We start from the raw sequence: 20,136 nt of genomic DNA, 5'->3' as shown, positions 1-20,136 counted from the left end.
TATCGCTTACGGGGTGACAATGTTGAACCAGAATTCAAATTTGTCCATGTAGCTCAGCATTTCATCGAGCTTAGCGCCATTGCCGCTAATCTTGACGTCGCCCTTATCTTCAGCCTGCTTCAGCGTTTCCTGTTTCAAAATGATCTTGTTCAGGGTATCGCGGTTCAGAGTAATACTGGCGTCAGCGTTGTCTGCTACCGCATTAGCGGTGTGGTTAAGCACGCCATTTTCCAGCTCCAGCTTGTACTTACCGCCATCTTTACCAAGATCGATGTTGAAGACCGCTTTTGCCGCGCCGGCTTTCTGGCCGTTGATATGTACGCCCAGGTAGTCGAAGAACATCTCCGGAGTCATTGCACGAACGGTATCCGGGCTGGCGGTGTTAGGCGTCGGGAGCTTCTGTACGCCGTTACGCAGTTCCTGCGCGCCGGTCAGGTAGAAGTTGCGCCAGGTACCGGCTTCCGCCTGGTAGCCTAACTGCTCCAGGGCATCCGCTTCGAGGTTACGCGCATCGGCATTCTGCGGGTCGGCGAAGACGATTTTACTGGTCACCTGCGCCACCCAGCGGTAGTTCCCCTGCTGATAGTCGGCTTTGGCTTTCTGCATGATGGCATCGGCGCCGCCCATGTATTCAACGAACTTCTTCGCAGCCTGTTGCGGCGGCAGCTCGTCGAGGGTCGCCGGGTTGCCATCGAACCAGCCGAGGTAGTAAACGTACGTCGCTTTCACATCGTGGCTGACGGAGCCGTAATAACCGCGGCTCGACCACTGTTTTTCCAGCGATTCCGGTAGCTTGAAGTTAGCGGCGATTTCATCGCGGGTCAGGCCTTCGTTGGCCATACGCAGGGTCTGGTCGTTGATGTAGCGATACATGTCGCGCTGACCTTTCATCAGCTTGATAATGTTGTCATTACCCCAGGTTGGCCAGTGGTGCTGAGCGATAATGACTTCAGCATCGTTGCCCCAGCGGTCGATAGCGGCGTTAATATATTTTGACCAGGCCAGCGGATCGCGGATCTTCGCGCCGCGTAGCGAGTAAGTGTTGTGCAGGGTATGGGTAACATCCTCTGCCGCTTCAATCATTTTCTTCTCTTTGACATACCACAGCATTTCCGACGGTGCTTCGGAACCTGGTGCCATCATGAAGTCGTAGGTCAGGCCATCAATCACTTCCTGCTGGCCGGTTTTAGTGATGTAGTTGGTCGGCTGGAGCAGCGTCACGGTACCCGCAGAGGTGGTGGTGCCAAGACCAGCGCCGACCTGGCCTTTGGCGTCAGGCTTCAGCAGGTTGCCGTACATATAGCTGGCGCGACGACTCATCGCGGTACCGGCCATAATGTTCTCGGAAACCGCTTCTTCCATGAATCCGGCCGGGGCGTAGATTTTTACTTTGCCAGCCTTCACGTCGGCTTCATCAACCACGCCGCGGATGCCGCCGTAGTGGTCAACATGGCTGTGGGTGAACAGGACGGCGACAACCGGCTTTTTACCGCGGTTGGCGTAGTAGAGATCCATCGCTTCTTTCGCCGGCTCGGCGCTCAGCAGCGGGTCGATAACGGTGATCCCTTTCTCGCCTTCGATGATGGTCATGTTGGAGAGATCGAGATTACGGATCTGATAAACACCGTCGGTGACTTTAAACAGGCCGCCGATATTAATCAGCTGTGACTGGCGCCACAGGCTCGGGTTAACGGTATCCGGGGCTTTTTCACCTTCTTTGACGAAGTCATATTTTGCCGGGTTCCAGATAACGTTGCCTTGCTCGCCTTTAATCATGGTCTGCGGCAGCGCGGCGATAAAACCTTTATGCGCGTTATCGAAATCAGTTTTATCGGCAAACGGCAGTTTGTTGTACAGCGCGTTATTTGCCTGCTGAGTTGCCGGGGTGGCGTCCTGCTGCTGGGCGGCAGCGAAGGCGGAAAGCGACAGCGAAGTTAAAACACCGGCCAGAGCCAGATGTTTAGCGATCTGATTTAATTTCATTGCATGGCCTCTTAGATTATTTGTTCCGCTATCAATGTTTAATATCAGCGGATAATTCAAATGCGGACTAATTACTGGCCATTTTAAAGCGAATACTTTGCGTTGATAGTCCCATATGGGACTGGTCATTATCAAAGAAATAATCACCCTCGAATCTGCTATCACTTCGCTGCTATACTCGATACCACAGCAGACTGCGCAGCAAGGGGCATAGCGTGAATTTTCAGGATATCCATAGCTATTATCAGCAACTCAACATTGATGCCTTTTTTCCGCAAATAATTGCGCAAGGGGAAGCCCTGACGGTTGCGGCTAATAAAAAATTAGCAATTCAGCCAGGATATATTTATTTTTGCACTGAAGGTTCGCTGTCAATATTAATGCCGGATAGTGGCCTTCATATTGGTAATTCCATTGAGTATATGCCGATAGGGCTTATGGAAAGGTACTGCCCGCTGGCGAAGTTTGAATATATCGGTAGCGCAGCGGTGAAGCTGGTTAACGTCACTTATGATGTCTTTGACCAAATCTTTTTACACGGCGGCCCTGAACGCGTGCAGGAGCTGGCGACCATTCTGACCTATATGTCGATCTTTACTATCGATCTTCATAACGAACGCCGACAGATGACCAGCTATCAGACCATCAGGCCGATGCTGTTTCGTTATCTTTATCGCCAGAGTACCCATCAGGGGGAAAACGAAGGCCTGGCGCTGTTTATTATTAAGCGTACTAATCTGTCGCGCACGCATGTTTTTCGGGTGCTGGCGGATCTGAAAGCCGGGGGCTATATCACGATGAAGCGCGGCAAACTGGTTTCTATCGACCGACCATTGCCGGAAGCCTACTAGCAGAGAGGGAAAACTCCCGCGACCGGGCGCCGCGGGAGCAGGACATTATGGCGTAACGATGTCGAACCAGAATTCGAACTTGTCCATATAGCCCAGCATTTCATTGAGCTTATCGGCGTTACCGGTGATTTTCGCATCGCCGTTATCAACGGCCTGCTTCAGCGTCTCCTCTTTGAGGATGATCTTATTCAGGGTGGCGCGGTTGAGGGCGATAGTGGTATCGGCATCTTTCGCTTCCGCATTAGCGGTATGGTTCAGTACGCCGTTTTCCAGCTCCAGCTTATACTTGCCGCCGTCGCTGCCGAGATCGATATTAAAGACCGATTTCGCGTTACCCGCTTTCTCGCCGTTGATGTGCACCGCCAGATAGTCGAAGAACATTTCTGGTGTCATCGCGCGTACGGTATCCGGGCTGGCGGTGTTCGGGGTTGGTCCTTTCACCACGCCGTTACGCAACTCCTGCGCGCCGGTGAGGTAGAAGTTACGCCACGGGCCGGATTCCGCCTGATAGCCTAACTGTTCAAGGGCATCTGCTTCCAGATTACGCGCATCCTGGTTTTTCGGATCGGCGAAGACGATTTTACTGACCACCTGAGCTACCCAACGATAGTTACCCTGGTCGTAATCCTCTTTCGCTTTCTTCATGATGGCATCGGCGCCGCCCATGTAATCGACGAATTTCTTCGCCGCTTCTTCCGGCGGCAGTTCGTCGAGGGTGGCCGGGTTGCCGTCGAACCAGCCGAGATACAGCACGTAGGTGGCTTTCACGTCGTGGCTAACAGAGCCGTAGTAACCGCGGTTAGCCCAGGTGTTGGCAAGGCTATCCGGCAGTTTGAATTTAGCGGCAATTTCATCGCGAGTCAGCCCTTCGTTAGCCATACGCAGGGTCTGGTCGTTAATGTAACGGTACAGGTCACGCTGGCTCTTAAGCAGGTTGACCACGTTTTCGTTGCCCCAGGTCGGCCAGTGGTGCTGAGCCATAATAATCTCAGCCTTGTCGCCCCAGCGTACAATCGCTTCGTTGATGTACTTCGACCACGGCAGCGGTTCGCGGATTTTCGCGCCGCGCAGCGAATAGGTGTTGTGCAGGGTGTGTGTTACGTCTTCCGCGGATTCAATCAGTTTTTTCTCTTCGATGAACCACAGCATTTCCGATGGCGCTTCTGAACCTGGCGCCAGCATAAAGTCATAGGTCAGACCGTCAATAACTTCTTTCTGACCGTCTTTTTCAATGATATTAGTTGGGGCAATCAGGGTAACGGTACCCGCCGAGGTGGTGGTGCCCAGACCGGCGCCGACCTGTCCGGTGGCCGATGGTTTCAGCAGGTTGCCGTACATGTAGCTGGCGCGGCGGCTCATGACGTTACCGGCCATAATGTTTTCAGCCACCGCCGCTTCCATAAAGCCGGACGGCGCGTAAATTTTCACTTTCCCGGATTTCACATCCGCTTCATCTACTACGCCGCGCACCCCGCCGTAGTGGTCAACGTGGCTGTGGGTATAGATAACGGCGACGACCGGTTTCTTACCGCGGTTTTTGTAATACAGATCCATGCCCACTTTAGCGGTTTCTGCCGACACCAGCGGATCCACGACGGTAATGCCTTCTTTACCTTCGATGATGGTCATGTTGGAAAGATCCAGATTGCGGATCTGGTAGACGCCGTCGGTCACCTCAAACAGGCCGCTGATGTTAATCAGCTGCGACTGCCGCCACAGGCTCGGGTTGACGGTATCCGGGGCTTTTTCACCTTCTTTGATGAAAGAGTACTGTTGCGGATCCCATACTACGTTACCTTGTTCTCCTTTAATGATCTCGGTGGGCAGGGCGGCAATAAACCCTTTATGGGCGTTGGTGAAATCGGTGTTATCTGAGAAGGGGAGTTGGTTATAGAGAGCGTCGTTGGCTTGTTTAGTGGCAGCGGTCGCTTCTTTTGCGGCGACTTCCGCCCATGCTGACAAGCTGATCGATGACAGCAAGCCAGCAATGGCCAATCCTTTTACTATGGGGGTCAATTTCATTGGAATCCTCTTACCTTAATGGCGATTCACTCGTTAATTCCGATCTGACGTGGTGTTACAGCTTGTAACGCTTTCTTGAACTATAACCTATTGTTTACATTGAGCAAGTTTGTGGTTACAAAAAAAATACATTAATTAAAAAACCACACTCTCGTAGGTAAAATGAGATTTATCCAATGGGATTAATGTCGCTTATTTAGCTCGGCGTTTGACGTGTCGGCTACTGCGGAGAAGGGAAAAAGCGGCCCTTAGGCCGCTTTTAAATTAACAATGAAGCGGCGCTATTTGGCGTAGCCTAAAAATTTACCGTCCTGCATGACGGCAATTTTTCCTGATTGGTAGACAATAAAAACGTATAAACCCTGAGAATAGGTTTTCGCGTCAGCATTGCTTTCGTCTAAGGCCGCGGGTTTGCCATCAACTGTCAGCCCGGTTGAGTTTGTGACCAGCTTCATACCATTGAAGATCTTCACTTTTTTGCTGGATTGCGCTTTCTGCACGGGATATAAAGCCTGTGCATTTTCCAGCGCCTGTTTCTCCGCTGCGGCATTCACCGTAGCCTGTTTGTTTTGTTCCGCAATATAACAGGCATCTTTACTGATCCCCTGTGCTTCGCACTCGGCCATACGCTGCGCTGGTGAACTGCAACCAATCGCGATGGCTGCGCTGAGTGCCAGCAGCAGCATAGAAACGTGTTTCACTTTCATCATTAACGACCTTAGTGTCGAAATTATTTTTAACATGTTATGCAAACTAACGGCAGCGGCGACTACTGCGGTTACTGTGTTCGCTTAGTTAGTAACGCGTAGTAACTATGTCTTATGGTTATTAAGTGAATTGTGATCTAAATCAACCGCCGCACGGATAGCTAAAATTTTGTGTAATCGCTTACATGGCGCAGGAAAAAGTGGCGTCTCTGTGGCAAACGTACAAGGATGATACAACGACGCGTAATGACGGTATGCAAATCAGCCATTATGATGGCGCTTTCTACAAGGATCATAAGGGATTATGAAGTGGATACTGTTGAGGAAATAAATGGAACATACTTTTTTGCGGGGCGTTCAAACCTTACCGCCTCAGAACTATTTTTCATGGTCTTTGTCTTCAATACTGCTGATCAATTTGGTATCAAAGATGTTGCCTCTGTATATGCACTGTATGCGGGTATAAATGATCAGGCGACACGGGCTAAACCCGGAACGGCAATTCCTGGAACATCCAGACTATCGAAAGGTGCCAGACGAGTATTTGGCAATAGAATGTTCCCATTTGGGTTAAAAATGCCTACATGGATTGGCGGTTATACTCCATGGACTGCAAAAAGGAGGATGGTGAGGAAAATTGGAACGTGGGTGGGACGGACTATTCCCCTCATTGGTGAAGTGATCATTGTGGCTGATGTATCGCAGATCATTTACAACACGATCATTGAATACAATACCATCGCGCGGGGCAACGATAAGCTATGGTAGAAGATATCGAAAAACGCGTCATCAAGTTGTTCACTATTCGTAGTGGGACCTATATCCTCAGGAACAAGAAATACGCTACATACACGGCAGACTCGAGTATTCATTTTGATGTCCAGTTAGATCAAGATGACGTTGAAGAGTTGGTTGAAGACTATGAAAAAGAGTTCAACGTCGACATGTCGAATTTCCATCTTGAAACGTACTATCCCGAAGTCAATTTTTCATGGAATCCATTTAAAAAGCCTGAACCAGTAGATGTTCCAGAGTTCACCATTGATATGTTTATCCAGTCTGCCAAAGCCGGGAGATGGTTGTACGATTAAGGGACATATCGCCAGTAGATCTACCGCTTTTACCGTTTACAAGACTTATCGCTGGCATTACTATCCTGATTAAAGATTAACGGAACGTTAGTCGCCATTTTGTACCAAATGACTCGGGGTGCCCTTCTTTGTGAAGGCTGAGAAATACCCGTACCACCTGATCTGGATAATGCCAGCGTAGGGAAGTCAGAGACCGCATGGTCTGCGCTGCTTCCTCATCTGGCGGGAGCAAACCATGCATCAACCGCTAAATCCGGCGCATATCGCGCACCTGCAGCAGCTTTTCCGCACCTCTTCGCCGCTTGTTCACTGTATGACCAACGATGTGGTCCAGACTTTCACCGCTAACGTCCTGCTGGCTATTGGCGCCTCGCCGGCGATGGTGATTGATCCTACGGAAGCCGCGCAGTTTGCCGCCATTGCCGATGCGCTATTGATTAATGTCGGGACCTTAACCACTGAGCGCGCCAATGCGATGCGAGCGGCGGCGCAGAGCGCCCGCCAGGCGGGAAAACCCTGGACGCTGGATCCGGTTGCCGTCGGCGCGCTGACGCTGCGTACCGATTTTTGTCGCGAATTACTGGAACTGCGGCCTGCGGCGATTCGCGGTAACGCCTCGGAAATCATGGCGCTGGCGGGGAGCAGCGGCGGCGGGCGCGGCGTGGACACGACCGATAGCGTAGCTGCGGCGTTACCCGCAGCCCAGGTGCTGGCGCGCAAGCTCAATACCGTGGTCGCGGTGACGGGCGAGGTGGATTACATCAGCGACGGTGAGCGCACGCTTGCCGTGAGCGGCGGTAATGTCCTGATGACGCGGGTGGTGGGGACCGGCTGCGCGTTATCCGCGGTTGTGGCGGCAAGCGCCGCGATGCCCGGCGATCGGCTGCAAAACGTGGCAGCCGCCTGCGGCCTGATGAAAATGGCGGGAGGTGAAGCGGCGCGACACGGCGGCCCCGGCAGTTTTATCCCGGCATTCCTCGACGCGTTATACGCGGAGGTGGCGGCATGAAGCGGATTAACGCCTTAACCATCGCCGGCACCGATCCCAGCGGCGGCGCCGGGATCCAGGCCGACCTCAAAACATTCTCCGCACTCGGCGCTTACGGCTGCTCGGTGATCACCGCGCTGGTGGCGCAGAATACCCGCGGCGTGCAGTCGGTATACCGCATTGAGCCGGACTTCGTGGCGGCGCAGCTGGATTCGGTGTTTAGCGACGTGCGAATCGATACTACGAAAATCGGCATGCTGGCGGAAACCGATATCGTTGAAGCGGTGGCGGAACGTCTTGCCCGCTATCAAATTGCCAACGTGGTGCTGGATACCGTAATGCTGGCGAAAAGCGGCGATCCGCTGTTATCCCCTTCCGCCATTGCGACGCTGCGCCAGCGCCTGCTGCCGCACGTTTCACTGATCACCCCGAATTTGCCGGAGGCCGCGGCGCTGCTCGATGCGCCGCATGCGCAAAGCGAGCGCGAGATGCTGGAACAGGGCAGGGCGCTGTTGGCGCTAGGCTGCGGGGCGGTATTAATGAAGGGCGGACATCTGGACGACGCCGAAAGCCCGGACTGGCTGTTTACCCGCGAAGGCGAACAGCGCTTTACCGCGCCGCGCGTGCAGACCAAAAATACCCACGGTACCGGCTGTACGTTATCTGCCGCGCTGGCGGCGCTGCGTCCGCGCTATGCCGATTGGGGACAAACGGTCGCCGAAGCGAAGGGCTGGCTGTCGGCGGCGCTGGCGCAGGCCGATTCGCTGGAAGTGGGGCACGGTATCGGCCCGGTACATCATTTCCACGCCTGGTGGTAAATGGCAGTGAAACGAGACAGCAGAATCTACTGAAAAAACGCGCTCCCGGCTGGAAAATATGCTAACTCGGTACCAGGCTTAACCTGCCCAAAATTTTTGGGTTGGGATAAAACATGCTGGCTGCGGCCAGCACTTACGGGAGATAGCTATGACTGATATTACGCAGTTGCTTGGCAAAGATGCCGACAGCCTTTTACAGCACCGTTGTATGACTATTCCAGCCGATCAACTCTATTTACCGGGAGCGGATTACGTCGACCGGGTGATGGTGGATAACAACCGCCCGCCTGCGGTGCTGCGTAATATGCAGACCCTCTACAACACCGGGCGTCTGGCGGGAACGGGATACCTGTCCATTCTGCCGGTCGACCAGGGCGTAGAGCACTCGGCGGGCGCGTCGTTCGCCGCCAACCCGCTCTACTTCGATCCGAAGAATATCGTGGAACTCGCCATCGAAGCCGGCTGTAACTGCGTGGCTTCTACCTATGGCGTACTGGCCTCGGTATCGCGCCGCTACGCGCACCGCATTCCATTCCTCGTTAAGCTCAACCATAACGAAACGTTGAGCTACCCGACCGAGTATGACCAGACCCTGTACGCCAGCGTCGAACAGGCGTTCAACATGGGCGCGGTTGCGGTTGGCGCGACGATCTATTTCGGCTCCGAACAGTCGCGTCGGCAGATTGAAGAGATATCCGCCGCCTTTGAACGCGCGCACGAGCTCGGCCTGGTCACCGTGCTGTGGGCCTATCTGCGCAACCCGGCATTCAAAAAAGATGGCGTCGATTACCACGTTTCCGCTGACCTGACCGGCCAGGCCAACCATCTGGCCGCCACCATTGGCGCTGATATCGTGAAGCAGAAAATGGCCGAGAATAACGGCGGCTATAAAGCGGTGAACTTTGGTTATACCGACGATCGCGTCTACAGCAAGCTGACCAGCGATAACCCGATCGATCTGGTGCGCTATCAACTGGCGAACTGCTACATGGGCCGCGCCGGGTTGATTAACTCCGGCGGGGCGGCGGGCGGCGAAACCGATCTTGCCGATGCGGTGCGCACGGCGGTGATTAATAAACGCGCCGGCGGCATGGGGCTGATCCTCGGTCGTAAAGCCTTTAAGAAATCGATGAGCGAAGGCGTGAAGCTGATCAATGCGGTGCAGGATGTCTATCTGGATGGCAAAGTCACCATCGCGTAAGGCAAAAATCCGGGCACGAGGCCCGGATTGACTATTTTACTTACCCCGGTCTCCGGGGTTTTTTATGATTTTACTGTGCTGACGTTCAGCGGTTCAGCCGCTTCGCTGGTAGCAAAACCGGGCTGCTCAACGCGAATAAACGGGCACAGACAAAACGCCAGCAGATAGAGCGCGGTATAGGCCACCACCACGCCGATGGTGCTGAAGTGCGGCAGCAGCACCACCGCAATCGCCGGTGCGAGGAAGTTCGACAGCCCGGCCGACAGGTTGTAGACCGAAATCGCCGCCCCTTTATGCTCTGGCTCCAGCGCCGGGAACACCGCCGCCATCGGCACGAACGCCGCGACAAAAATCCCCAGCGCAATTGCCGGCACCAGCGCCATGGCGAAGTTATGGCCGAAGTGCTGCGGCAGGTAGTAAAACGCCAGACTCGACAGCGCCATGCCGATGCAGCCGAACCAGCGCACCACTTTCATCCAGCCCAGTTTCTCCGCCACAATCCCCCAGAAGACGTTGGAGAAGATGGTGGTGAAGAAGAACGCCGCCCACACCTGCAGCCATTCGGAAGTGGTGAAGCCAAGCTCATCGACGAACATCATTGGCATGACCACCGCGAAGCCGAACAGCGACAGGGTGTTGATAATGCGCACGATGCTGGAGAGCATAATGCTGCGGTTGGTGTAGATAAGGGTCACCGCGCGCCCCAGCTCGGAGAACTTCTCGCGGGTGGTGAGGTTCTGCATATGGCGCGGGGTTTCGGTGTTGCGCAGCGCCGTCAGGGCAATCAGCCCGCCGGTGACGCAGAACGCCAGCGCCAGCCACAGGGTGCCCATCTCGCCAATGTGCGGAATGGTGAAGCTCGGAATATAGCTGCCGAACACGCCGATGCCGACGGAGTAGACCGCCCAGAACCAGCCCAGGGCCGAGCTGGAGCTGTCGCTGCGGACGTTATGGATAATGGCGACGATAAACGAATAGAGGAACAGCGGATAGGCCAGGCCGCGGATGCCGTAAAACAGCAGGATTAAGGCGTAGTTGGCGCGACCGAGGCCGAAGACGAGGAACAGGACGTGGAACACGCACCACAGCACGAAACCGATAAACATGGTTTTACGCGGGGTGATAATTTCCGCGACCACGCCGGAGACCCAGGCCGAGAGGGCGGCGGCGAGGCCGTAGAGGGTAAAGGCGAAAGAGGCCTGCGCCGGGCTGAAGCCCAGCTCCTTGATGTAGTGCGAGAGGAAGGCGAGTTCAAAACCGTCGCCGGTCATAAACACGGCGATGGCGACGTATCCCCAGATAAGATTCAGCGGCAGACCGAACCACTGTTGGTTATTAACGGACATGTTAACCTCGATTTCAGGATGCAGAGGAGCGGCTCCGCTGCACAACAGCGGAGCATTATTGTTATTAAATTAAAGAGGTATGTTATTCGCGGATTAGCCGACCGGCCTGTTGTAGCGCTTTGTAGGCCTCATACCTGCGTTGATGTAGCGAGCTAAACGCCGGTTCGCTACGATAGGTTTTATCCACTCTGGTGAACCGCTTCATGGCGTCCGGTAGCGAGGCGGCGACGTTGCCCGCGACGGCGCCGAGGATGGCGGAACCCAGCAATACGGGTTCGCTACAGGCTGTGCTGACCACGGTCACGCCGCAGGCGTCGGCCAACAGCTGGCGTACCAGCGGGTGCTGACCCGCGCCGCCGCTGATAACGATATTTTCGTTCTCAATACCACAGGCGCGTTGGGCATCAAGGATCTGCCGCAGGCCGTAGCCAATTCCGCATAATCCGGCGACGTACAGCGCGGTCAGATTATCAAGATCCCGCTCCATCCCCAGCCCGGCAATCAGCGCTTTCGCGTGGGGGTCGGCAAGCGGCGCGCGATTGCCGAGAAACTCCGGCACGACATGCAGTCCATCAGCCAGCTGCACCGCCTCCGACGGCGAGGCAACCTGCGCCAGCACGCGATCCGCCAGCCAGACCGGCAGCGGAACGGCGGCGGCTTTGGCCAGTTCACGCGCTTCTACCGCTGCCGGATGGAAGCTCAGTAACTGGTCGATAGCCGCGCCGGCGGCGCTTTGTCCGCCTTCGTTCAGCCAGTTACCCGGTACCATCGCCGAATAGTAAGGCCCCCAGACGCCAGGAACGAACACCGCTTTCTCGGTGGTAGTCATGGTGCAGGAGGAGGTGCCGAAGACGTAGGCCATATTATTCACCGCGCCGTTGAGTACGCCGACGGTGCCGATGCCGCCTGCATGGGCGTCGATCATCCCGACCGCCACCGGCGTACCGACAGGCAGGCCCATCTCTTTAGCCGCCGCCGCGGTTAACCCATCACCACAGGGCGTACCCGGATCGACAATGCGCTGGCCGATACGAGCGAAGTCTTCCTCCGCCAGCTCTGCGAGGCCAATCTGGCGAAAGTAGTCGGCATCCCAGCGTTTTTCATGGGCCAGATAGGTCCATTTACAGGTGACGGTACAGACGGAGCGGGCCAGATCGCCGGTCGCGCGCCAGGTGAGATAGTCGGCCAGGTCGAAGAAATGGCGCGCGGCGGCAAAAATCTGCGGACGGTTTTCTTTCAGCCACAGCAGCTTCGGCGTCTCCATCTCCGGGGAGATAGTCCCGCCGACGTACTGCAGCACCGGATGGCGGGTGGCATTGATGCGTTCCGCCTGTTCGGTGGCGCGGTGATCCATCCAGACGATGATATTGCGATCCGCCTCTTCGCTGGGGCCGACGGCCAGCGGCGCGTCATTCTCACCGATTACCACCAACGAGCAGGTAGCGTCGAAGCCGATACCGGCAACCGAGTGCGGAGAGACAGCGGCCTTTTCAACCGCGCGTTTAATGCAGTCGCAAACCGCCTGCCAGATTTCGCGGCTGGATTGTTCCACCACGCTGCCGGCGCTACGGAAGAGGGTGATCTCCCGGGTGGCGTGGGCCAGCAGTTCGCCGCTGAGGTTAAATACCCCGGCGCGTACGCTGCCGGAGCCGACATCGACGCCAATGAGGGTTTGAGTCTCACCATTCATAAAATCGTCCTTTTAGTCACCGATACCGGGGGTTATAAATCAACGCTGTTAGGCAGAATAACCAGGTCGCGCACGGTGACGTTTTTCGAACGGGTGACCATAAACAGCACCGATTCGGCAACTTCGATAGGCTGCATCAGGCTGCCGTTGGCCAGCGCTTCTTCCATTTTCTCTTTCGGCCAGTCATCGAGCAGGGCGGTGACCACCGGGCCCGGCAGTACCGCGCCGACGCGGACGCCGTGTTGGGAAACCTGGCGGCGGGTGGTATGAACAAACGCCTGTACGGCGAATTTTGACGCGGTATAGATAGGTTCCCAGATAACCGGCACCACGCCGGCGATGGAGCTGGTGAAAATAATATCGCCGGATTTTTGCGCGATCATATGCGGCAGCACGCTACGCACGCAGCGGAAGGCGGCGTTAGTATTGAGGTGCAGCACGCGATCCCAGACGTCCGGGTCGCCCTCAGCGACCGGGCCGCCGATGTAAGCGCCGGCGTTGGCGTGGAAGATATCGAGACGTCCGGCAAGTTGCAGGATGCCGTCAATGATCTTATCCACCTGATCGCCCTGCATCAGATCGACCTGTAAAGCAAAAGCGTTTTCGCCAAGCTCTGCCACAATCTTGTTGAGCTTTTCGCCTTCACGGTCGATCAGAACCACCTTCGCGCCCGCGCCAAGCAGGGTTTTCGCGCATTCAAGACCAATGCCGGAAGCGGCGCCGGTGACCGCGGCGACTTTGCCGCTAAGAGAAGTATTCATAGAGGATACAGAGTGGTTCATTTTATAATCCTTCATGTTGTCTGTTTTGCTCATCAAGCGGGACTCGACGAGCTTGAGGAGCGGTTACCTGCTACAACAATCTGGCCTGTCAGAGCAGGAGTAACTAAGTTAAGCTATTGAATATCAGCACCATTTATTTCAATTTGCTGATGTCTGAACGATTATTGAGTGTATACGCTAGCGAGCGTCATGGTTGCTCAATCGATGAAGCTAATGTTGCGCCAGCTTCATCGATTGAGCAAGTGGGGAAATTAACAGCGAAATGAATTTGTGACGCAAGTTGGGAAAATGAAAAAAATCACTATCTACGATCTGGCGGAATTATCCGGCGTTTCGGCAAGCGCGGTGAGCGCGATCCTCAATGGCAACTGGAAAAAACGCCGTATCAGCGCCAAACTTGCGGAAAAAGTGACGCGGATTGCGCAAGAACAGGGCTACGCGATTAATCGCCAGGCCAGCATGTTGCGCAGTAAAAAATCGCATGTCATCGGGATGATTGTCCCCAAATACGACAACCGCTATTTTGGTTCCGTGGCGGAAGGCTTTGAAGAGATGGCGCGTGAGCGCGGCCTGCTGCCGATTATTACCTGTACTCGCCGTCGACCGGAGCTGGAAATCGAAGCGGTGAAAGCGATGCTCTCCTGGCAGGTGGACTGGGTGGTGGCGACCGGGGCGACTAATCCGGATAAAATTACCGAGCTATGTCAGCAGGCGGGGGTGCCGACGGTCAACCTTGACCTGCCGGGCTCCACCGCACCGTCGGTGATCTCCGATAACTACGCGGGCGCCCGCGCGTTGACCGATAAAATTCTTGATAACAGCCTCAATCGCCACGGCAAACTGGCGCCGCTGTTTTTTGTCGGCGGGCGCAGCAGCGACCACAACACCCTGGAGCGTTTGCGCGGATTTCGCGATGCTCATGAGGCGCGCGGCATGAGCGTGCCGGAAGAGAATATTCTTTCTCCGGGCTATTCAAAAGGCAAAGTGGAAGCCTGCATGCAGGCGCGTTTCAAAAGCGCCGATGAACATCTGCAGGGGTTCTTTGTTAACTCGACCATCTCGCTGGAAGGGGTGGTGAGATGGCTGGCGCAGTTGGGGCTGACCGGCGTCGAGCAGCCGCCGATGGGCTGTTTTGACTGGGACCCATTTGTTTATCTATTGGGTCACGATATTGACATGGTGCAGCAGAACGTCCCGGCGATGCTGGAAGCGGTATTCAATATCATCGACGCAGGTGAAGCCAGCCAGCAGCGGGTAGAGATCCCGCCGCTGCTGATTAGCAGCCGCGAGCATCTGGCGTGAAAAGCCGCTGGCGCTAGCGCGTCAGCAGCCAGCGGGCGGTATGTTCATCGGTCACCAGGCCGTTAATCCAGCCACCTTTTAACGCCGCGAGGATCGCCGGGCGCTTGTTCTCGCCACAGGCGACGGCTATTCGCGGGCACTGGTTTTGGCGGATATCGTAGCTGGTGATCAGCCGATTAATTTCGCTGTCGACGACGCCGCCGTCGGCATCGATAAAGCGGCCGAGGATCTCGCCGATGCCGCCGCGCGCCGTCAGTTCATCCAGTTGGACTTTATTAATAAACCCGTCTTTGAAGATCGGGCTTTGGGTACCCAATGGGCCGATACCGACGAAAATAACGTCCGCCTGCTGCGCTGCGGCAGAAACATTGCTGAACAGGCGGCTGCCGCACCACATCTCATGTTCCTGACGGGTTTGCGCATAGCGCGGCGCGGGCCACTGATAGTAGTTGGCCTGAATTTTCCGCGCCAGCAGCAACGGCACATCATCGTAGTAGTTGCATTTCCCCTCATCGTTCATTGCGCTAATCAGCGCCACGCAGCGGCTGTTTGGGCTATCGAAATCAATGCGCTGAATGGTTTTTTTCAGCGTTAATCCAGAACCAATGCCGATTATTTTGGCGTTATCGCTCTGCAGGTAGCGGGCCATCAGCTGATAACAGCCGAAAGAAACGCTATCCAGCGTGCTCTCTTCGTTGTAGGTCGGCACGATATTGCACTCGATGAGTTGATACTTTTCCTGCAACAACTGCGCATAATCGAGGCAGTTCGCCACAGGATGATGCAAGCCAATCGACACAATACCTTCTTCCTTCGCCGCGGCGATCAGGCGCTGGACCACCGGCCTTGAGGTGCCAAGGTGGCTGGCGATTTCGCTCTGATTCTGACCGGCAATGTAGTACATCCATGCGGCACGGACCTTCTGATCCAGCCTGATGTCGTCTTCTTTACTCACGGTGTCCTGCCTTAAATACGCGGGCGCGGTAGCGCAGATACCCGCATTTTGGCTGCGGTTTTCCAAACAGGCAAGCTTTTGCTCTGTTTTGGTCATTTGTAATTTGAATGGGTAATTGCTCTTTTGTGATCCGTAGCTCTTATTTGATTCAAATGATCATCTACAGTGAGCCGCATCACCTCAAGGAGAGCAGAACATGAATACGCAATTCACATGGCTTCACATCGGTCTCGGTTCTTTTCATCGCGCCCATCAGGCGTGGTACCTGCATCGACTGCGGGTTTCCGGCGATTCGCGCTGGCATATCGCGGCGGGAAATATTCGTAACGACGCCGAGCATGTGGTGCAGGCGCTGGCGGAGCAGAGAGGGCGCTACGTCCTCGAGACGGTGAGCCCGGAAGGGGAGCGCGAATATGAAGAGATCGCCTCAATTCAAAAATTACTGCCGTGGCAGGCGGGACTGCAGCCGCTGATTGATGAAGGCGCGAACCCGCAGACTAAAGTCATTGCTTTCACGGTGACGGAAGGGGGTTATTACCTCAATACGCAGCATCGCCTGGAAACCAGCAACGCCGATCTGCAGGCCGATTTGCAGGGAGATTGCAAAACCATTTATGGCACCATCACCCGGATTCTTGAAAAACGCATCGCCGACGATGCGGGTCCGCTGACGCTGCTCAACTGTGACAACGTGCGCCACAACGGCGAACGTTTCCATGATGGGCTGGTGGAGTTTCTGCAACTGACCGGTAAACAGCAGGTTATTGACTGGCTGGCGGCGAACGCGACCTGCCCAAACACCATGGTCGATCGTATTACGCCGCGCCCGGCCGCCGATCTGGCGCCACGTATCAAAGCGCAAACCGGCATCGATGATAAAGCGTCGGTGATGGGCGAAACCTTTATTCAATGGGTAGTGGAAGATAATTTCCGCGCTGAGCGCCCGGCGCTTGAGACGGTGGGCGTGGAGATGGTGGCGTCGGTTATCCCCTATGAAGAGGCGAAGATTCGAATTCTTAACGCGTCACATAGCTGTATTGCCTGGGCGGGAACCCTGTTGGGCCAGCAATATATTCACGAGAGTACGCTTACCGATGCCATCTACGCCATTGCTGACCGTTACGTCAGCGAAGATGTGATCCCGTGTCTGGGTGATAACGGCATCGACCTGGCAACCTATCGCGACGTGGTACTCAAGCGTTTTACCAACCCCTATATCCAGGACACCAACCAGCGGGTGGCAGCCGATGGATTCTCAAAAATCCCGGCGATGATTGCCCCAACCCTGCAGGAGTGCTACCAGCGCGGCGTGCGCCCGCAGGCTACCGCTATGTTGCCGGCGCTGTTCTTTGTCTTTATGCAGCAGTGGCATAAAGGGGCTTTACCGTATCAGTACCAGGACGGAATTCTTGATGAATCGGCGGTACACGCCATGTTTAATTCGCCTGATCCGATCGCCCGGTACGCTGCTGATAAAGCCTTATTTGGCGAGCTGGCGGAATCGGCGGATTTTCAGGCGCTGCTGCGTGAGCAAATCGCCGCCGTCTACGCGTTGACCCAGCAGGAGGCGCTATGTATTTAGGTATCGATCTCGGCACTTCGGAAGTTAAAGCGCTGGTGCTGGATGAAAATAATACGGTCGTCGCCAGTCATAGCGCGCCGTTGACCATTCAACGGCCGCATCCGCAGTGGTCCGAACAATCGCCGCAGGCGTGGTGGGAAGCGACGGAATATCTGATTGCCACTCTGCGCGAGAAGTGCGCGAGCCATTGGTCGGCAATTAAAGCCATCGGCCTTTCCGGACAGATGCACGGCGCCGTACTGCTGGATGCCAGCGGCGAAGTGATTCGCCCGGCGATTTTATGGAATGATACCCGCTGCGCGCAGGAGTGCGCCGAGCTTGAAGAGATGGCGCCGGAGCTGCATCAGGTGGCCGGTAATCTGGCAATGCCGGGGTTTACCGCGCCGAAACTGCTGTGGGTGCGGCGTCACGAACCGCAGCATTTCGCCCGTACCGCCTGCGTGCTGTTGCCGAAGGATTTTCTGCGCTACAAGATGACCGGCAAAAAAGTCTCCGATATGTCGGATGCCGCCGGGACGCTGTGGCTGGATGTTGCGCGGCGGGACTGGTCCGACGCGCTGCTGCAGAAGTGCGGCCTGACGCGGCAACAAATGCCGGAACTGATGGAAGGATGCGACGTTTCCGCCACGCTGGCGGCAGACATTGCCGAACGCTGGGGGCTTAATCCTTCGGTGCTGGTGGCGGGGGGCGGCGGCGATAATGCGGTCAGCGCGATTGGCGTTGGCGCGGTGTCGCCGGGAGACGCTTTTATCTCGCTGGGTACCTCCGGCGTACTGTTTGTCGTCACCGATCGCTATCGTCCGGCGCCGCAGTCGGCGGTGCATGCTTTCTGTCATGTGCTGCCGAACCTGTGGCACCAGATGAGCGTGATGCTCAGCGCCGCCAGCTGTCTGCAGTGGTTCTGTCGTCTGACCGGCACCACCGAAGTGGCGCTGCTGGAGGAGGTCGCCCAGTTAAGCGAAGACGAAAAAGCCAATGCGCCATACTTCCTGCCTTATCTTTCCGGCGAGCGTACCCCGCATAACGATCCTCTGGCGCGCGGTATGTTCTGGGGAATGACCCATGCCAGCCTGCGCGCTCAACTGGGATATGCGGTGCTGGAGGGAGTGAGCTTCGGTATTGCTGACGGCCTGCGCGTGTTGCAGGAGAGCGGAACCCGTATCGACCAGTGCTCACTGGTTGGCGGCGGCGCCCGCAGTCCGTTCTGGGCGCAACTGCTGGCGGATATACTGGCGATGCCGGTGGTGACGCATAAAGGCGGGGAAACCGGCGGCGCGCTCGGAGCGGCGCGTCTGGCCTGCCTGGCGGCGGGCAAACCGCTGGCCAGCGTTTGTCATAAGCCGGAAATCTGGCAAACCTGGCAGGCGGATCCGCAGCGTCATCAGGCGTTGATGCAGCGTTACGCCCATTTCCAGTCTCTGTACCTCAACGACCGACATTTTCGACAGCAATAAGACATATGACGCTCCGGCGAAACTGCCGGAGTGATTCTCCTGCACCCTACAACAACGAGGTCACCATGTCCGTTAATCACCAACAGTGGCTCGGTCTGCCGCTGAATCTTATCTGGGGATACGTCGCCATCGCCGTGTTTATGACCGGCGATGGTTTTGAACTCGCCTTTCTCTCGCACTACATCAAGGAGCTGGGCTTCAGCCCGGCGCAGGCCTCTTTCGCCTTTACCCTCTACGGCCTCGCCGCCGCCCTCTCGGCCTGGGTCTCCGGCGTGGTCGCGGAAATTATCACCCCGCGTAAAACCATGTTTATCGGTTTCGTGCTGTGGTGCGTGTTCCACGTCCTGTTCCTCGTCTTCGGCCTCGGTCGCGCCAACTACGCCTTAATCCTGCTGTTTTACGGCATCCGCGGCCTGGCCTATCCGCTGTTCCTCTATTCGTTTATCGTCGCCATTATTCATAACGTCCGCAGCGACAGCTCCAGCTCGGCCCTGGGCTGGTTCTGGGCGGTCTACTCCGTCGGCATCGGCGTGTTCGGCAGCTATATTCCAAGCTTCACCATTCCGCACGTTGGCGAGATGGGCACCCTGTGGCTGGCGCTGGCGTTCTGCGTCACCGGCGGGCTGATTGCCCTGGCGGCGCTGCGCAACACCGAAACCCCGCGCCATATGCAGAATCTCACCACCCGCGAGAAGTTCTCCGAGCTGGGGCGCGCGGTGACCCTTATCTACACCAACCGCAGCATTATGCTCTCCAGCATCGTGCGTATTATCAACACCCTGTCACTGTTCGGCTTCGCGGTGGTCATGCCGATGATGTTCGTTGATGAACTCGGTTTCACCACTTCCGAATGGCTGCAGGTGTGGGCGGCGTTCTTCTTCACCACCATCTTCTCCAACGTCTTCTGGGGGATTGTGGCGGAGAAACTGGGCTGGATGAAAGTGGTGCGCTGGTTCGGCTGCATCGGCATGGCGCTGTCGAGCCTGGCGTTTTACTACCTGCCGCAGCACTTCGGCCATAACTTCGCCATGGCGCTGGTGCCGGCGATTGCGCTGGGGATTTTTGTCGCGGCGTTTGTGCCGATGGCGGCGGTGTTTCCGGCGCTGGAGCCAGAGCATAAAGGGGCGGCGATTTCGGTCTACAACCTGTCGGCCGGGCTGTCGAACTTCCTCGCACCGGCGATTGCGGTGGTGCTGCTGCCGCACTTCAGCACCATCGGCGTGGTGGTGGCCTATACCGCGCTCTATCTGCTGGCGTTTTGTCTGTGCCCGTTTATTCGTGTCGATCAGCCGGGCTTTGCCCGTAAGGCAAGCGGCGTCAGGGAAGGGGTAGAATATTCATAACGTTATCAGGGCGGGTATATC

17 protein-coding genes and 1 riboswitch are annotated in these 20,136 nt (G+C 56.0%); of the genes, 10 read left to right on the top strand and 7 right to left on the bottom strand.

Translation table 11 applies throughout. The features are described from left to right. Window positions 1-6: 6 nt before the first annotated feature. Window positions 7-1,983: an alkyl/aryl-sulfatase gene (locus tag AC2CGP_RS05905; protein WP_015365759.1), complete on the bottom strand. Its 1,977-nt coding sequence runs from the start codon at window positions 1,981-1,983 to the stop codon at window positions 7-9. A 215-nt stretch (window positions 1,984-2,198) separates the two neighbouring features. Between AC2CGP_RS05905 and AC2CGP_RS05900 the strand changes: the two genes are divergently transcribed. After that, window positions 2,199-2,834 (top strand): helix-turn-helix domain-containing protein, encoded by a 636-nt coding sequence (locus AC2CGP_RS05900; protein ID WP_213759595.1) that lies wholly within the window; start codon window positions 2,199-2,201, stop codon window positions 2,832-2,834. Between the two features lie 45 nt (window positions 2,835-2,879). Here AC2CGP_RS05900 and AC2CGP_RS05895 read toward each other — a convergent pair whose 3' ends face one another. Together AC2CGP_RS05895 and AC2CGP_RS05890 are read right to left on the bottom strand one after the other, a co-directional pair. Beyond that, complete coding sequence (locus tag AC2CGP_RS05895; protein ID WP_015365761.1) at window positions 2,880-4,856, bottom strand: alkyl/aryl-sulfatase; 1,977 nt, start codon at window positions 4,854-4,856, stop codon at window positions 2,880-2,882. A gap of 281 nt (window positions 4,857-5,137) precedes the next feature. Next, window positions 5,138-5,563 carry a lipoprotein precursor-like protein gene (locus tag AC2CGP_RS05890; protein ID WP_032706050.1) on the bottom strand — a complete coding sequence of 142 codons (426 nt, stop codon included), beginning with the start codon at window positions 5,561-5,563 and terminating at the stop codon, window positions 5,138-5,140. A gap of 309 nt (window positions 5,564-5,872) precedes the next feature. On the opposite strand from AC2CGP_RS05890, the gene AC2CGP_RS05885 reads away from it, so the two are divergent. The 5 genes from AC2CGP_RS05885 to fbaB all read left to right on the top strand — a co-directional run bounded on the left by AC2CGP_RS05885 (window position 5,873) and on the right by fbaB (window position 9,661). Then, entirely contained in the window at window positions 5,873-6,331 is a 459-nt protein-coding gene (locus tag AC2CGP_RS05885; RefSeq protein WP_045389806.1) for an STM2901 family protein, read from the top strand. Beyond that, window positions 6,325-6,654: a DUF1493 family protein gene (locus AC2CGP_RS05880; protein ID WP_047039775.1), complete on the top strand. Its 330-nt coding sequence runs from the start codon at window positions 6,325-6,327 to the stop codon at window positions 6,652-6,654. Before AC2CGP_RS05885 ends, AC2CGP_RS05880 begins: the two co-directional genes overlap by 7 nt. 104 nt (window positions 6,655-6,758) lie before the next feature. Further along, window positions 6,759-6,855: riboswitch (TPP riboswitch) on the top strand. Window positions 6,856-6,889: 34 nt separating this feature from the next. Continuing rightward, on the top strand, window positions 6,890-7,663 hold the full coding sequence (gene thiM / locus AC2CGP_RS05875) for a hydroxyethylthiazole kinase (protein WP_484502295.1): 774 nt from the start codon (window positions 6,890-6,892) through the stop codon (window positions 7,661-7,663). Beyond that, window positions 7,660-8,460, top strand: a complete 801-nt coding sequence (gene thiD / locus AC2CGP_RS05870; RefSeq protein WP_015365767.1) for a bifunctional hydroxymethylpyrimidine kinase/phosphomethylpyrimidine kinase — start codon at window positions 7,660-7,662, stop codon at window positions 8,458-8,460. Before thiM ends, thiD begins: the two co-directional genes overlap by 4 nt. Before the next feature lie 148 nt (window positions 8,461-8,608). Continuing rightward, window positions 8,609-9,661, top strand: coding sequence for a class I fructose-bisphosphate aldolase (gene fbaB / locus AC2CGP_RS05865; RefSeq protein ID WP_015365768.1), 1,053 nt, complete (start codon window positions 8,609-8,611; stop codon window positions 9,659-9,661). A gap of 62 nt (window positions 9,662-9,723) precedes the next feature. Here the strand turns inward: fbaB and AC2CGP_RS05860 are convergent, their stop codons facing one another. The 3 genes from AC2CGP_RS05860 to AC2CGP_RS05850 all read right to left on the bottom strand — a co-directional run bounded on the left by AC2CGP_RS05860 (window position 9,724) and on the right by AC2CGP_RS05850 (window position 13,479). Then, a complete protein-coding gene (locus AC2CGP_RS05860; protein ID WP_475702473.1) occupies window positions 9,724-11,007 on the bottom strand; it encodes an RbtT/DalT/CsbX family MFS transporter in 1,284 nt (427 codons plus the stop codon). Between the two features lie 82 nt (window positions 11,008-11,089). Beyond that, entirely contained in the window at window positions 11,090-12,697 is a 1,608-nt protein-coding gene (locus tag AC2CGP_RS05855) for an FGGY family pentulose kinase (protein ID WP_475702474.1), read from the bottom strand. A gap of 32 nt (window positions 12,698-12,729) precedes the next feature. After that, window positions 12,730-13,479: an SDR family oxidoreductase gene (locus AC2CGP_RS05850; RefSeq protein ID WP_045398225.1), complete on the bottom strand. Its 750-nt coding sequence runs from the start codon at window positions 13,477-13,479 to the stop codon at window positions 12,730-12,732. 288 nt (window positions 13,480-13,767) lie between these two features. On the opposite strand from AC2CGP_RS05850, the gene AC2CGP_RS05845 reads away from it, so the two are divergent. Next, the gene (locus AC2CGP_RS05845; RefSeq protein ID WP_020078320.1) at window positions 13,768-14,781 is read left to right on the top strand and encodes a LacI family DNA-binding transcriptional regulator; all 1,014 of its coding nucleotides are present in this window, start codon (window positions 13,768-13,770) and stop codon (window positions 14,779-14,781) included. Window positions 14,782-14,794: 13 nt separating this feature from the next. Here the strand turns inward: AC2CGP_RS05845 and AC2CGP_RS05840 are convergent, their stop codons facing one another. After that, window positions 14,795-15,736: a sugar-binding transcriptional regulator gene (locus tag AC2CGP_RS05840; protein ID WP_015365774.1), complete on the bottom strand. Its 942-nt coding sequence runs from the start codon at window positions 15,734-15,736 to the stop codon at window positions 14,795-14,797. Between the two features lie 196 nt (window positions 15,737-15,932). Here AC2CGP_RS05840 and dalD point away from each other — a divergent pair, with 196 nt between their 5' ends. The 3 genes from dalD to AC2CGP_RS05825 all read left to right on the top strand — a co-directional run bounded on the left by dalD (window position 15,933) and on the right by AC2CGP_RS05825 (window position 20,115). Then, entirely contained in the window at window positions 15,933-17,318 is a 1,386-nt protein-coding gene (gene dalD, locus AC2CGP_RS05835) for a D-arabinitol 4-dehydrogenase (protein ID WP_475702475.1), read from the top strand. Further along, complete coding sequence (gene xylB, locus AC2CGP_RS05830) at window positions 17,309-18,772, top strand: xylulokinase (RefSeq protein WP_475702476.1); 1,464 nt, start codon at window positions 17,309-17,311, stop codon at window positions 18,770-18,772. The genes dalD and xylB overlap by 10 nt, the downstream gene beginning before the upstream one ends. 65 nt (window positions 18,773-18,837) lie before the next feature. Continuing rightward, window positions 18,838-20,115, top strand: a complete 1,278-nt coding sequence (locus tag AC2CGP_RS05825) for an RbtT/DalT/CsbX family MFS transporter (protein WP_475702477.1) — start codon at window positions 18,838-18,840, stop codon at window positions 20,113-20,115. Window positions 20,116-20,136: the final 21 nt, after the last annotated feature.

The sequence above is a fragment of the Klebsiella sp. SYXHC3 genome, from assembly GCF_057196925.1.
This window is presented reverse-complemented; position numbering and strand designations above follow the sequence as displayed.

Bases quoted from the DNA above. Each gene is read 5' to 3' on its own strand.
- AC2CGP_RS05890 (WP_032706050.1), bottom strand. From the start codon at position 5,563: ATGAAAGTGAAACACGTTTCTATGCTGCTGCTGGCACTCAGCGCAGCC.
- thiM (WP_484502295.1), top strand. From the start codon at position 6,890: ATGCATCAACCGCTAAATCCGGCGCATATCGCGCACCTGCAGCAGCTT.
- AC2CGP_RS05905 (WP_015365759.1), bottom strand. From the start codon at position 1,983: ATGAAATTAAATCAGATCGCTAAACATCTGGCTCTGGCCGGTGTTTTA.
- dalD (WP_475702475.1), top strand. From the start codon at position 15,933: ATGAATACGCAATTCACATGGCTTCACATCGGTCTCGGTTCTTTTCAT.
- fbaB (WP_015365768.1), top strand. From the start codon at position 8,609: ATGACTGATATTACGCAGTTGCTTGGCAAAGATGCCGACAGCCTTTTA.
- AC2CGP_RS05825 (WP_475702477.1), top strand. From the start codon at position 18,838: ATGTCCGTTAATCACCAACAGTGGCTCGGTCTGCCGCTGAATCTTATC.
- AC2CGP_RS05855 (WP_475702474.1), bottom strand. From the start codon at position 12,697: ATGAATGGTGAGACTCAAACCCTCATTGGCGTCGATGTCGGCTCCGGC.
- AC2CGP_RS05850 (WP_045398225.1), bottom strand. From the start codon at position 13,479: ATGAACCACTCTGTATCCTCTATGAATACTTCTCTTAGCGGCAAAGTC.
- AC2CGP_RS05880 (WP_047039775.1), top strand. From the start codon at position 6,325: ATGGTAGAAGATATCGAAAAACGCGTCATCAAGTTGTTCACTATTCGT.
- xylB (WP_475702476.1), top strand. From the start codon at position 17,309: ATGTATTTAGGTATCGATCTCGGCACTTCGGAAGTTAAAGCGCTGGTG.
- AC2CGP_RS05845 (WP_020078320.1), top strand. From the start codon at position 13,768: ATGAAAAAAATCACTATCTACGATCTGGCGGAATTATCCGGCGTTTCG.
- thiD (WP_015365767.1), top strand. From the start codon at position 7,660: ATGAAGCGGATTAACGCCTTAACCATCGCCGGCACCGATCCCAGCGGC.
- AC2CGP_RS05895 (WP_015365761.1), bottom strand. From the start codon at position 4,856: ATGAAATTGACCCCCATAGTAAAAGGATTGGCCATTGCTGGCTTGCTG.
- AC2CGP_RS05860 (WP_475702473.1), bottom strand. From the start codon at position 11,007: ATGTCCGTTAATAACCAACAGTGGTTCGGTCTGCCGCTGAATCTTATC.